We start from the raw sequence: 12,061 nt of genomic DNA on the forward strand, positions 1-12,061 counted from the left end.
GAAACGAAATGTAGGATTTCATGAGATCCAATGAGACAAAGTGAAACTCAATGAGAACAACAAATATCACTAACTCTTTAAAATTTAATAAAATGGACATCATAAACTGATGAGTACACTAGAGAATTTCGACGCACACACCCCAATGATGCAGCAGTACCTGCGCCTCAAGGCGCAGCATCCTGACATCTTGCTGTTTTATCGGATGGGCGATTTCTACGAGCTGTTCTTTGACGACGCCCGGCGCGCCTCGCAGCTGATGGATATTTCGCTGACCCGGCGCGGCCAATCCGCCGGCGAACCGATCCCCATGGCCGGGGTGCCTTACCATGCGGTGGAGACCTACCTGGCCAAGCTGGTACAGCTGGGCGAGTCGGTGGCCATTTGCGAGCAAATCGGCGATCCGGCCACCACCAAAGGCCCCGTGGAGCGGAGGGTGGTGCGCATCGTCACGCCGGGAACCCTGAGCGATGAAGCGCTGTTAAACGAACGCCAGGATAATCTGCTGGCGGCCGTGTGGCAGGAAGCGTCCGGGTTCGGTTATGCCACCCTTGATCTCAGCTCCGGGCGTTTTCTGGTGTGCGAACCGGCCGATCGCGAGGCCATGGCCGCTGAATTGCAGCGCACCAACCCCGCTGAACTGCTGTTTCCCGAGACATTGCAGGAAATGGGGCTGATTGAGCATCGCCGTGGACTGCGCCGCCGGCCGATCTGGGAGTTTGAGCTCGATACCGCCCGCCAGCAGCTTAATCTGCAGTTCGGCACCCGGGATTTGCATGGCTTCGGCATCGAGCGCGCCAGCGCCGCGCTGCGCGCCGCCGGCTGCCTGCTGCAGTATGTCAAGGACACCCAGCGCACCTCGCTGCCCCATATCCGCGCCATCACGCTTGAACGCCAGCAGGACGGCATCATGATGGACGCCGCCACGCGCCGCAATCTGGAGTTAACGCAAAACCTTAGCGGCGGGTTTGACAATACCCTGGCGGAAATACTGGATCATACCGTGACGGCGATGGGCAGCCGGATGCTGAAACGCTGGCTGCATATGCCTACCCGCGATACCGCCGTACTGACCCATCGCCAGCAGGCCATCAGCAGCCTGCAGGAGACCTGCGCCGAGCTGCAGCCGCTGCTGCGTCAGGTTGGGGACCTGGAGCGTATCCTGGCGCGCCTGGCGCTGCGCTCGGCACGCCCGCGCGATCTGGCGCGCATGCGCCATGCCTTCCAGCAGTTTCCGGCTATCCATGCGTTGCTGGCGCCGCAGCCGACGGAGCACATTCGCCATCTGCTCGCGCAGGTGGGGCTGTTTGACGAATTAAGGACCTTGCTCGAGCGGGCGGTAGTCGATGCGCCGCCGGTGCTGGTGCGCGACGGCGGCGTGATTGCGCCGGGTTATCATGAGGAACTGGATGAATGGCGGGCGCTGGCCGACGGCGCCACCGATTATCTCGACCGCCTGGAAATCCGCGAGCGCGAAAAAACCGGCCTTGAGACCCTGAAAGTCGGCTTTAACGCTGTGCACGGCTATTATATCCAGCTCAGCCGGGGACAAAGCCATCAGGCGCCGATGCACTATGTCCGCCGCCAGACGCTGAAAAACGCCGAACGCTATATTATTCCGGAACTCAAAGAGTACGAGGACAAGGTGCTGACCTCCAAAGGTAAAGCGCTGGCGTTGGAAAAGGCGCTCTATGATCAGTTATTTGATCTGCTATTGCCCCATCTCGGCCCCTTGCAGCAATGCGCGGCGGCGCTGTCCGAGCTGGACGTGCTCAGCAACCTGGCCGAACGGGCCGAAACGCTGAATTATGTGTGTCCGACGCTTACCGACCAGCCGGGGATCCGAATTTCGGCGGGACGCCACCCGGTGGTGGAGCGGGTGTTAAGCGAGCCGTTTATCGCCAATCCGCTCGCGCTGTCCGCCCAGCGGCGCATGCTGATCATTACCGGCCCGAACATGGGCGGCAAAAGCACCTATATGCGGCAAAATGCGCTGATCGTGCTGATGGCTTATATCGGTAGCTTTGTCCCCGCCGCACAGGCGGTAATAGGACCGGTGGATCGTATTTTTACCCGGGTGGGAGCGGCGGACGATCTGGCCTCCGGACGATCCACTTTTATGGTGGAGATGACCGAGACGGCCAATATCCTGCACAACGCCACGCCGCAAAGCCTGGTGCTGATGGACGAAATCGGCCGCGGCACCTCCACCTACGACGGTTTATCGCTGGCCTGGGCCTGCGCTGAGAGCCTGGCCGGGCGGATTAAAGCCATGACCTTGTTCGCCACCCACTATTTTGAACTGACCACCCTGCCGGAAAAGATGGAGGGGGTGGTGAATGTCCACCTGGACGCGCTTGAACAAGGCGAGACCATTGCTTTTATGCATACCGTGCAGGATGGCGCCGCCAGCAAGAGCTATGGACTGTCGGTGGCGGCGCTGGCCGGAGTGCCGCGCGAGGTGATTAAACGGGCGCGGCAAAAACTGAAGGAACTGGAAAACCTGTCCACCAGCGCCACGGCCAGCAAGGTGGACGGTTCGCAGCTGTCGCTGCTGGCGCCGGTGGAGGAAGAAACGCCGCCGGCGGTTGCCGCGCTTGAGGGGATTGATCCGGATACGCTGACGCCCAGGGCGGCGCTGGAGTGGATTTATCGCCTGAAGGGAATGCTTTAGGTCCACCGCGATCCGCAGGGGTTACCATAAAACAAAAAAAAACGGTGAAGGTTTACCCTTCACCGTTTTTTATTTCCGGGCGGTTATTCCCGGAACAGAGCCTCAAGGTTCAGCCCCTGCCCTTGCAGGATTTCACGCAGGCGGCGCAGACCTTCAACCTGGATCTGGCGGACGCGTTCACGCGTCAATCCGATCTCACGGCCTACATCCTCAAGCGTGGCGGCTTCATACCCTAACAAACCAAAACGCCGGGCCAGCACTTCACGCTGCTTGGCGTTCAGTTCAAATAACCACTTAACGATACTTTGCTTCATATCATCGTCTTGCGTGGTATCTTCCGGCCCGCTGTCTTTGTCATCGGACAAAATGTCCAACAGGGCTTTTTCAGAATCCCCGCCGAGCGGAGTATCCACTGAAGTAATACGTTCGTTAAGGCGCAGCATACGGCTGACGTCATCGACCGGTTTATCAAGCTGCTCGGCAATTTCCTCCGCGCTTGGCTCATGGTCGAGCTTGTGGGACAACTCCCTGGCGGTGCGTAAATAGACATTCAATTCTTTTACGATATGGATCGGCAGACGTATGGTACGGGTTTGATTCATGATCGCCCGTTCAATGGTCTGGCGGATCCACCAGGTAGCGTATGTGGAGAAACGGAACCCTCTTTCCGGGTCAAATTTCTCTACCGCGCGGATAAGACCCAGGTTACCTTCCTCGATCAAATCCAGCAGCGCCAGTCCGCGGTTGCCATAACGGCGGGCGATTTTAACCACCAGCCGCAGGTTGCTTTCAATCATACGGCGTCGTGAGGCAACATCACCCCGAAGCGCACGCCGGGCAAAATACACTTCTTCTTCAGCTGTAAGCAATGGGGAGTATCCGATCTCACCCAAATAGAGTTGCGTGGCATCCAGCACACGTTGGCTGGCCGCCTGAGACAGCAACTCTTCTTCCGCCAAATCATTATCAGCGGGCTCATCGATTAACGCTTTCTCGTCAAATGTTTCGGCTCCGTTCTCGTCGAATTCGGCTTCTTCATGTAACTCGGTTACTTTCAGCGTGTTTTCGCTCATTCTATGGCTCCTACCCGTGATCCCAGGACAGAATATCTGGATATTCCGACCAATTTATCGCTGCGGGAGATAACGCAGCGGGTTTACGGATTTCCCCTTGTAACGAATTTCAAAATGCAATCTAACCGAGCTGGTACCCGTGCTACCCATGGTAGCGATTTTCTGCCCGGCGCTCACTTCTTGTTGTTCCCGTACCAGCATCGTGTCGTTATGGGCATAGGCGCTCAGGTAATCATCATTATGTTTGATGATTATCAGATTACCGTACCCTCGCAAAGCGTTACCGGCATAGACGACTCGTCCGCCGGAGGTGGCCAGGATGGATTGTCCGCGTGAACCGGAAATATCGATACCCTTATTGCCGCCTTCCGCAGCGGAGAAGTTATCAATAATCTTTCCGTCCGTCGGCCAACGCCAACCGGTTATCGCCGTACTGCCGCCCGACATCATAGTGCCGGACGTTGAAGCGGGTGCGGTAACAGGGGCGGTTGTTGCAACAACTGCTCCCGATGTGGGTAACATTTTGCCGCCGTTAGATGGCAACATTTTCCCTACATTCTGTTTACCTGAATTTTCAGAATACTCATTGTTTGCTTGAGAATCAATACCCGAGCTCATCATTTTCGTATTCGTAGCGGCATTTGGAGCGACAGTGGCGCCTGAAGCCACGGTAGCGCTGCTATGATTTGCCAGCATGCCTCCGCCGCTTACTTCGCCGCCTGCCACGGTTCCGCTCCCGGTTAGGGGTGCCGTTCCGTTACCCACTTGTAAGGTTTGACCTACATTCAATCCATAAGGTTCCGGAATATTATTCCTTTTTGCCAAATCACGATAGTCATTCCCGGTAATCCAGGCGATATAAAACAATGTATCACCGCGCTTGACCTGATAGGTAGTACCGCCATAGGAACCTTTTGGAATAGAGGTGTAGCTGCGGTTATAAACAATATTACCTTCAGACGATTGGTTAACGGCACTTACGCTTCCAACCACGTTCGGCTGGGCTGGCTGTACCGGCTGTACCGGCTGTACCGGCTGTACCGGTTGCAGCTGCCGCGTCGGCAGCGATTGCTGCTGTTGCAGCCGTGGTCTCTGGACGGGGGCGGAGGTCGTCATACCGCTGTTATTATCGCCGCCCACGCTACTGATTGGTGCCGCTGTCTCATCACTGGCGCAACCCGCCAACCATAAACTTGCCATTGAACATACCGCAACGCGGCGCCAATAGCATTTCGGGCTTCCCATGCTCATCTCTCCCCTATGGCAGCAAAGCCAATCATCGTTCCAAACATGCCAGACATTATCGTTATACATCCTATTTTCTCTCATTACTTCATGAATGAGAGTATTTTCAGCTATTTCCGAAAAGTTAATTTTATGCTGTTAATGCTAGCAACATCCGGGGGAAGGCGCCATAAAACAGTTGTATAGAAATATCAGGTGGCATCGCGCGGGCGTATGGGAGTGATGAAGGGGTAAAAAACATGCTGCCGATTATGCCAGTTCTCCCCTGATCAGGGGTACAAAACGCACCGCTTCGACGGTTTCCACCCTAAACTCGCCATCCTGGCGCGTGACGGTGGTCAAATCCTGCGTATCCTCGCCGACCGGCAATACCATAATGCCGCCTTCATCCAATTGGGCCATCAGCGCCGAGGGTATCTCCGGCGGCGCGGCGGTGACGATAATGGCATCGAAAGGACCGCGCGACGGCCAGCCCAGCCAACCGTCGCCATGGCGGGTGGACACGTTATGCAAATCCAGCTGCTTCAGGCGGCGTTTGGCCTGCCACTGCAGTTTCTTGATGCGCTCGACCGAACAGACATGCTGCACCAGGTGCGCGAGAATCGCCGTCTGGTAGCCGGAGCCGGTGCCGATTTCCAGCACGCGCGATGTCGGCTGGAGCCTGAGCAGCTCCGTCATGCGCGCCACGATATAGGGTTGGGAAATGGTCTGGCCCGAGCCGATGGGCAAGGCGGTATTGTCGTATGCCTTATGTTCGAAAGCTTCGTCGATAAATCGCTCGCGCGGTACCGATTCGATGGCTTGCAACAGCCGTTCATCTCTTATTCCCTGCTGGCGAAGCTGTTCGAGCAGGGCCTGGGTGCGACGGTTTACCATGTCCAACTGACCTCCGCATTGGCCAACCACGACGTGAGTACCGATTGAGCGGAATAGGCGGTTAAATCCACCTGCAATGGCGTAATGGAAACATACCCCTGCTCAATGGCGGCAAAATCAGTATCGGGCCCTTTGTCGAACGTTTCACCGGGCGGGCCGATCCAGAATATTTCACGGCCGCGCGGGTCCAGCTGCCGGATGGCATGGGCGGCGGGATGCCGGCTGCCGCAACGGGTGACCTTGATACCCTTGATGGCAGACATTGGCAGGTCGGGGACATTGACGTTCAGGATCCTGCCGGTACGCAGCGGCTCAAGGGTCAACGCCCGGATAAGCCTGCAGGCAATGACCGCGGCGGTATCATAAAAGGTATCGCCGTTCAGTGAAATAGCCAGCGCCGGGAAGCCGAGGTGCCGTCCTTCCATGGCCGCGGCCACCGTGCCGGAATAAATAACGTCGTCCCCCAGGTTGGGACCGGTGTTAATGCCGGACACCACGATATCGGGACCGGGGCGCATCAGGGCGGTGACGCCGAGATAGACGCAGTCGGTGGGCGTGCCGGATTGCACCGCGATATCACCGTTGCCCTCTTTCAGCGCCCGCAGCGGCCGGTCGAGGGTCAGCGAGTTCGACGCTCCGCTGCGGTTGCGATCGGGCGCCACGATTTGCACGCTGTCCACATCGGCAGACTGGCGCAGGGCGGCCGCCAGCGCTTGGATGCCGGGCGCATGAATGCCATCATCATTACTTAATAGTATGCGCATATCATTATTAGCTTTATTAATTATTGATTGTTTTTAACGCGCCGCCCACCCATTGGGCAAAATCGGCCTGCGCATCAAAACGAACGGCAGCGATGCAGGCCGGGAATAACCGTAATAATGGCATGAAACGCTACGGCGGTGAAGTCTGCCGTGCCGGCCGGTCCGCAAAATACCCGTGGCCGGGATGGCCCCGGGCAACGGGGGTTTACAGGACAACGTCCGCCGGCGCGTCGAGCAGTTCGCGGATAACGCTGGTGGCGAAGCTGCCCGCCGGCAGGGCGAACGACAACGCAAGCGTGGCGTCGTCGCGCCAGTGCCAACGCATATCGGCGGGCCTGAGCATCAGGGCGCGGCGCGCCGGTTCCAGCCGTTCCCGGGCCAATAATCCGAGTAATTCCGGTTGGCCGGACAGGCACTGCTGTTCAAACGCCAGCGCCTCGCGCTCGCTGCCCGGCAAACCGTCCCCGGGCAGCGGCGCGGTCAGGCTCAGTTCGCCGCTGGCCACGCGCGCGGGGGCGTCCGGCATATCCTCATCGGTGGCGACAAACCAACTGCCCCGGCCGGTAAGCTGCAGGGCGTCGCCGGCCAGCACCTGCCGGCGGCCAAGACGCTCGAGACGCTGGCTGGCCACCAGATTGAACAGCGCGCTGCGGGCGCTTGAGAGGTAGAAACTGCGTTTGCCGCGTTCCTTGACCTTGATTTCGCCACGCGCCCAGCGCAGCGCCCGATCGAGATTGTTGCCCTGATGGCCGAAACGCTGGCTGCCGAAATAGTTGGGCACGCCTTCGCGGGCAATGATATTCAGGCGATCTTCCACGGCGTCCCGATCGCTTATCTCACGCAATACCAAGTCAAAGGCATTACCTTTCAATGTGCCGATGCGCAGCTTGCGGCCATGGCGCGTACTGCGCACCACCTCACACCCCTCAAGACTGAAGGCGGAGAAATCCGGGGTTTCCTTGCCCGGCAGATGGAGGCAGAACCACTGTTCGGTCACCGCATGGCGATCCTTGAGCCCGGCATAACTTACCGACCGGGCGGGGATGGCGGCGAATTTGGCCAGCTCTTCGGCGACGAATACCGTATTGGCGCCGCTTTTACGCAACCGTACCAGCACGTGCTCGCCCGCGCCGTCAGGCTCGAACCCGAGATCTTCCAGCACCTGGAAATCCGCGGGCTGCGCCTTGATGATACCGGTAGCTTCGGGCTTGCCGTGCAGCCAGAATAAATTCAGGGGGTTGAGGTCGGCGATCATGCGTCTTTTAGCAGCAACGCCACCGCCTCGCAGGCGATGCCTTCGCCGCGCCCGGTAAAACCCAACTGTTCGGTGGTGGTGGCCTTGACGTTGACATCATCCATATGGCACGCCAGATCTTCCGCCAGATGAATCCGCATTTGCGGAATATGCGGGGCCATCTTCGGCGCCTGGGCGATAATGGTGATATCGATATTGCCCAAGAGGTAGCCTTTTTCCCGTATGCGCCGCCAGGCTTCGCGCAGCAGCGCGCGGCTGTCCGCGCCCTTGTAAGCCGCATCGGTATCCGGAAACAGCTTGCCGATATCGCCGAGCGCGGCGGCGCCGAGCAGCGCGTCGGTCACCGCATGCAGCGCCACGTCGCCGTCGGAGTGGGCGAGCAGTCCCTGGGTGTAGGGAATACGCACGCCGCCGATAATCAACGGGCCTTCGCCGCCGAACTTGTGGACATCAAAACCATGACCGATACGGATACGTTTCACCGGCTCTCCTTATTATTATGCTTATGCAATGGCGCTGTTTTGCAATTGGGTCAAATAGAATGCTGCCAGGGCTAAATCCTCCGGGCAGGTGACTTTAATATTATCCGCGCGGCCCGCCACCAGCAGCGGCCGGTAGCCGCAGTGCTCCAGCGCCGAGGCTTCGTCGGTAACGCGCGCGCCGTCCGCCAGCGCCCGGGCCAGGCAGGATTCCAGCAGGGCCAGGGGGAAAAGTTGGGGGGTCATGGCATGCCAGAGATGGTTGCGATCCACCGTATGGTCGATGGCATCGCCGCCGGCCCGCTTCATGGTATCGCGCACCGGCGTCGCCAGGATGCCGCCGATGGCGGTATGGGCGGTGATCGCCAGCAGGCGGGCCAGGTCGTCCTGATGCAGGCAGGGACGCGCGGCGTCATGCACCAGTACCCATTTTTCGTCGCCCGCCCGCCCGCGCGCCGCGCGCAGGCCCGCCATCACTGAATCGGCGCGCTCCCGCCCGCCGATAACATGACTGACGCGCGCGTCGCGGCCGATGGGCAGGGAGGCGAAATAAGGGTCATCCGCACTGATGGCGACAATAACATGGCGCACGCAGGACTGGCGCAGCAGCGCGTCGATGGCATGCTCCAGCAGGGTTTTACCACCAATGGCGAGGTATTGCTTGGGACAATCCGTGCCCATGCGGCTGCCGATGCCGGCGGCCGGCAGAATAGCAATGGTTGCGGGGAATGCCCCGGCCGACGTGGTCATTATTGATTGTCTTGTGAAGCAGGCGCCGCCGTCCGACGTTTAGACTGATCCGGCACCAGGCGATAGAAACTCTCTCCCGGCTTAATCATGCCGAGTTCATTGCGTGATCGTTCCTCAATGGCTTCTTGTCCATCGTTGAGATCATCGATTTCCGCGAATAATTGATCGTTGCGCGCTTTAAGCTTTGCATTACCGGCCTGTTGGACCGACACGTCGTCCTCGACCCGGACTAAATCGTGCACGCCATTTTTACCCAGCCACAAGGAATATTGCAGCCAGCCAAGCAATACCAGTAATAACAGCGTAAGTTTTCCCATCCCCGCCCCCTAAAAGACAGCCCAATCATCCCATAACTTGGGCCAGGACTCCACACCGGGCGCCAAAATGACGGGGAAAAGACGCTGAAGCTGCTTTTTTACGCGCATTTCCAATGCTTTTTTACGGTTTGTTACCCGTCGTAACCCCATTCTTACGCTTTACCAGCCGGTGAGCGCGGTGAACACCAGCCAGAACAGGCAAAAAACCGCCAGGCCGGTGCAGGCGATCATCAGGATCAGCCGGCCGGTCAGCAGAACGCTGAACACCAGGCCGATCAGCACCGATACCGGGATTAACGCCAGGAAAAAAGGCCAGGTGTAGAGCAGGAAGAATAGCGCATTGGCGCCATAGGTAAGAATGGGAATGGCGAAGGCCAGCCAGTAGAAGATAAACCCCGCCATCGCCCCCCAAAAGCCATAAGCGGGCTCTTCGGCGGCGCGTTCGGCTACCGGGGCGGGGATAACCTTGGCCGGCATGACGCGCTTGGTCTGGGTGACGTTCAGCATACCTCTCACTTCCTGGGCTGGTGGTAACGCGGCCGGACGGCCGGTATACCGATGCGGCTTCTCAGGAACTGATGATAACGCGGCCACGCAGCAGGTCTAACAATTGCCCGGTCAAATGTGTTACCAATTGTTGGCCGTCAAGATGAATTTCCGCCTGCTCGGGAGCCTCGTAAACCGCGTCGATGCCGGTAAAATTAGGCAACCGCCCCGCGCGGGCTTTTTTATACAGGCCTTTGGGATCGCGGGCTTCACAAATGTCCAGCGGCGTGTCCACATACACTTCGATAAAGCGTCCGGCGGGCAGCAGATCGCGCACCATCCGGCGCTCTGCGCGATGCGGGGAAATAAAGGCGGTCAGCACCACCAGTCCGGCATCCACCATCAGGCGGGCGACTTCACCCACCCGGCGGATATTTTCCCGGCGATCCGTTTCGCTGAACCCCAAATCGCTGCATAAACCATGGCGCACGTTATCGCCGTCCAGCAGGTAGGTGCTGATGCCCAGCGGATGCAGAGCCTGTTCAAGGGCGCCCGCCAGGGTGGATTTGCCCGAGCCGGAAAGGCCGGTAAACCAGACCACCGTTCCCTGATGCCGGTGCAACTGTTCGCGATCCTCCCGGGTTATCGGGTGTTCGTGCCAGACAATATTGCTGTCGGGCGCCGCGGGGGATGGGGTATGCCGATCGGCCATGGTTATTTACCACCCAGCAAATCACGCGCGCCCCAGTGCGGGAAGTGGCGGCGCACCAGCGCGTTCAATTCCAGCTCGAATTCGCTGTGGCGCCGGGGCTCGGTAAAGACCTCCGCCAAGGGTTCGCGCACCATGCCCGCGCCGACGGTCACGTTGCTCAGGCGGTCGATAAAAATCATGCCGCCGGTCACGGCGTTATGCGGGTATTTATCCACCGCCATCGGCTCGTCGAACGCCAGCTCCACCAGACCGATGCCATTGAGCGGCAGGCTGTCGACCACGCGCTGGGTCAGGCTGTTGATCTCCACCTGATACTGGATATTTTCTATCCGGGCGCGGGTCTTTTTACCGCCGATTTTAATGTCGAAGCTTTGGCCGGCCACCAGCGGGTTGTCGGTCATCCAGACCACATCCACCAGGGCGTTGCGCACCGGGCGCAGCGTTTCAGCGCCATCCACCACCAGATCGCCCCGGCTGATATCGATTTCATCCGCCAGGACCAGCGTCACCGCCTCGCCTGCCCAGGCTTCGGCCACGTCGCCGTCGAAGGTCACGATACGGGCGATGGAGGACGTGACGCCCGAAGGCAGCACTTTTATCTGCTGTCCCACCCGCAGCACGCCCGCCGCCACGGTACCGGCGTAACCACGGAAATCCAGGTTGGGCCGGTTAACGTACTGCACGGGAAAACGCATCGGCTGCTGTTCATTAAGATTGATGACTTCGACCGTTTCCAGCACCTGCAGCAGCGTCGGGCCGTTATACCAGGGCATGGCGACGCTGGGCGTGACGACGTTATCGCCGTCAAGGGCGGAAATCGGCACAAACGTAATGCTCAGATCCACCGGCAGTTCCTCGGCGAAGTGCAGGTAATCCTGCTTGAACTGTTCAAAGACAGTCTGCCGGTAGTCCACCAAATCCATCTTGTTGACCGCCACCACCAGATGACGAATGCCCAGCAGCGTACTGATAAAACTATGGCGGCGGGTCTGGTCCAGCACGCCTTTGCGCGCGTCGATTAACAAGATCGCCAGATCGCAGGTGGACGCGCCGGTGGCCATGTTGCGCGTGTACTGTTCATGCCCCGGCGTATCGGCAATAATGAATTTACGCTTTTCCGTGGAGAAATAGCGGTAAGCCACGTCAATGGTGATGCCCTGCTCCCGCTCCGCCTGCAGGCCGTCCACCAGCAGCGCGAGGTCCAGCTTCTCGCCCTGGGTGCCCAGGCGCTTGCTGTCGGAGTGCAGGGTGGTCAGCTGATCTTCATAAATTTGACGGGTATCGTGCAGCAGGCGGCCAATCAGGGTGCTTTTGCCGTCGTCCACGCTGCCGCAGGTGAGAAAGCGCAGCAGGCTTTTATACTGTTGCGCATGCAGGTAGGCTTCCACGCCGCCCTGTTCGGCGATCTGTTTAGCTATGGTCGTGTTCAT

General features: G+C 58.9%; 12 protein-coding genes. 1 reads left to right on the plus strand and 11 read right to left on the minus strand.

Features of this window, described 5'->3' with window-relative positions; all coding sequences use genetic code 11:
• The first annotated feature begins 109 nt into the window (after positions 1-109).
• Entirely contained in the window at positions 110-2,674 is a 2,565-nt protein-coding gene (gene mutS, locus ACL2XG_RS10885; RefSeq protein ID WP_413722177.1) for a DNA mismatch repair protein MutS, read from the plus strand.
• Positions 2,675-2,757: 83 nt separating this feature from the next.
• On the opposite strand, the gene rpoS is transcribed toward mutS, so the two are convergent.
• The 11 genes from rpoS to cysN all read right to left on the minus strand — a co-directional run bounded on the left by rpoS (position 2,758) and on the right by cysN (position 12,061).
• Positions 2,758-3,747, minus strand: a complete 990-nt coding sequence (gene rpoS / locus ACL2XG_RS10890; protein ID WP_410016329.1) for an RNA polymerase sigma factor RpoS — start codon at positions 3,745-3,747, stop codon at positions 2,758-2,760.
• Between the two features lie 54 nt (positions 3,748-3,801).
• On the minus strand, positions 3,802-4,998 hold the full coding sequence (nlpD, locus tag ACL2XG_RS10895) for a murein hydrolase activator NlpD (protein ID WP_413723548.1): 1,197 nt from the start codon (positions 4,996-4,998) through the stop codon (positions 3,802-3,804).
• A 243-nt stretch (positions 4,999-5,241) separates the two neighbouring features.
• The gene (locus tag ACL2XG_RS10900) at positions 5,242-5,868 is read right to left on the minus strand and encodes a protein-L-isoaspartate(D-aspartate) O-methyltransferase (protein WP_410016330.1); all 627 of its coding nucleotides are present in this window, start codon (positions 5,866-5,868) and stop codon (positions 5,242-5,244) included.
• Positions 5,862-6,632, minus strand: a complete 771-nt coding sequence (surE, locus tag ACL2XG_RS10905) for a 5'/3'-nucleotidase SurE (protein ID WP_410016331.1) — start codon at positions 6,630-6,632, stop codon at positions 5,862-5,864. Before surE ends, ACL2XG_RS10900 begins: the two co-directional genes overlap by 7 nt.
• A gap of 205 nt (positions 6,633-6,837) precedes the next feature.
• On the minus strand, positions 6,838-7,887 hold the full coding sequence (gene truD / locus ACL2XG_RS10910; protein WP_413722176.1) for a tRNA pseudouridine(13) synthase TruD: 1,050 nt from the start codon (positions 7,885-7,887) through the stop codon (positions 6,838-6,840).
• Positions 7,884-8,360, minus strand: a complete 477-nt coding sequence (gene ispF, locus ACL2XG_RS10915; RefSeq protein ID WP_410016612.1) for a 2-C-methyl-D-erythritol 2,4-cyclodiphosphate synthase — start codon at positions 8,358-8,360, stop codon at positions 7,884-7,886. The genes truD and ispF overlap by 4 nt, the downstream gene beginning before the upstream one ends.
• Positions 8,361-8,390: 30 nt before the next feature.
• On the minus strand, positions 8,391-9,116 hold the full coding sequence (ispD, locus tag ACL2XG_RS10920) for a 2-C-methyl-D-erythritol 4-phosphate cytidylyltransferase (RefSeq protein ID WP_413722175.1): 726 nt from the start codon (positions 9,114-9,116) through the stop codon (positions 8,391-8,393).
• The gene (gene ftsB / locus ACL2XG_RS10925; RefSeq protein WP_331122399.1) at positions 9,116-9,433 is read right to left on the minus strand and encodes a cell division protein FtsB; all 318 of its coding nucleotides are present in this window, start codon (positions 9,431-9,433) and stop codon (positions 9,116-9,118) included. Before ftsB ends, ispD begins: the two co-directional genes overlap by 1 nt.
• A 159-nt stretch (positions 9,434-9,592) precedes the next feature.
• Positions 9,593-9,910, minus strand: a complete 318-nt coding sequence (locus ACL2XG_RS10930) for a DUF3561 family protein (RefSeq protein WP_410016613.1) — start codon at positions 9,908-9,910, stop codon at positions 9,593-9,595.
• A 91-nt stretch (positions 9,911-10,001) separates the two neighbouring features.
• A complete protein-coding gene (gene cysC, locus ACL2XG_RS10935; RefSeq protein ID WP_410016334.1) occupies positions 10,002-10,631 on the minus strand; it encodes an adenylyl-sulfate kinase in 630 nt (209 codons plus the stop codon).
• Positions 10,632-10,633: 2 nt separating this feature from the next.
• A complete protein-coding gene (cysN, locus tag ACL2XG_RS10940; RefSeq protein ID WP_410016335.1) occupies positions 10,634-12,061 on the minus strand; it encodes a sulfate adenylyltransferase subunit CysN in 1,428 nt (475 codons plus the stop codon).

The organism is Sodalis sp. RH24, assembly GCF_047324145.1.
Taxonomy (GTDB): domain Bacteria; phylum Pseudomonadota; class Gammaproteobacteria; order Enterobacterales; family Enterobacteriaceae; genus Acerihabitans.

Bases quoted from the DNA above. Each gene is read 5' to 3' on its own strand.
- nlpD (WP_413723548.1), bottom strand. From the start codon at position 4,998: ATGAGCATGGGAAGCCCGAAATGCTATTGGCGCCGCGTTGCGGTATGT.
- surE (WP_410016331.1), bottom strand. From the start codon at position 6,632: ATGCGCATACTATTAAGTAATGATGATGGCATTCATGCGCCCGGCATC.
- ispD (WP_413722175.1), bottom strand. From the start codon at position 9,116: ATGACCACGTCGGCCGGGGCATTCCCCGCAACCATTGCTATTCTGCCG.
- ACL2XG_RS10930 (WP_410016613.1), bottom strand. From the start codon at position 9,910: ATGCCGGCCAAGGTTATCCCCGCCCCGGTAGCCGAACGCGCCGCCGAA.
- rpoS (WP_410016329.1), bottom strand. From the start codon at position 3,747: ATGAGCGAAAACACGCTGAAAGTAACCGAGTTACATGAAGAAGCCGAA.
- truD (WP_413722176.1), bottom strand. From the start codon at position 7,887: ATGATCGCCGACCTCAACCCCCTGAATTTATTCTGGCTGCACGGCAAG.
- cysC (WP_410016334.1), bottom strand. From the start codon at position 10,631: ATGGCCGATCGGCATACCCCATCCCCCGCGGCGCCCGACAGCAATATT.
- cysN (WP_410016335.1), bottom strand. From the start codon at position 12,061: ATGAACACGACCATAGCTAAACAGATCGCCGAACAGGGCGGCGTGGAA.
- ftsB (WP_331122399.1), bottom strand. From the start codon at position 9,433: ATGGGAAAACTTACGCTGTTATTACTGGTATTGCTTGGCTGGCTGCAA.
- ACL2XG_RS10900 (WP_410016330.1), bottom strand. From the start codon at position 5,868: ATGGTAAACCGTCGCACCCAGGCCCTGCTCGAACAGCTTCGCCAGCAG.
- mutS (WP_413722177.1), top strand. From the start codon at position 110: ATGAGTACACTAGAGAATTTCGACGCACACACCCCAATGATGCAGCAG.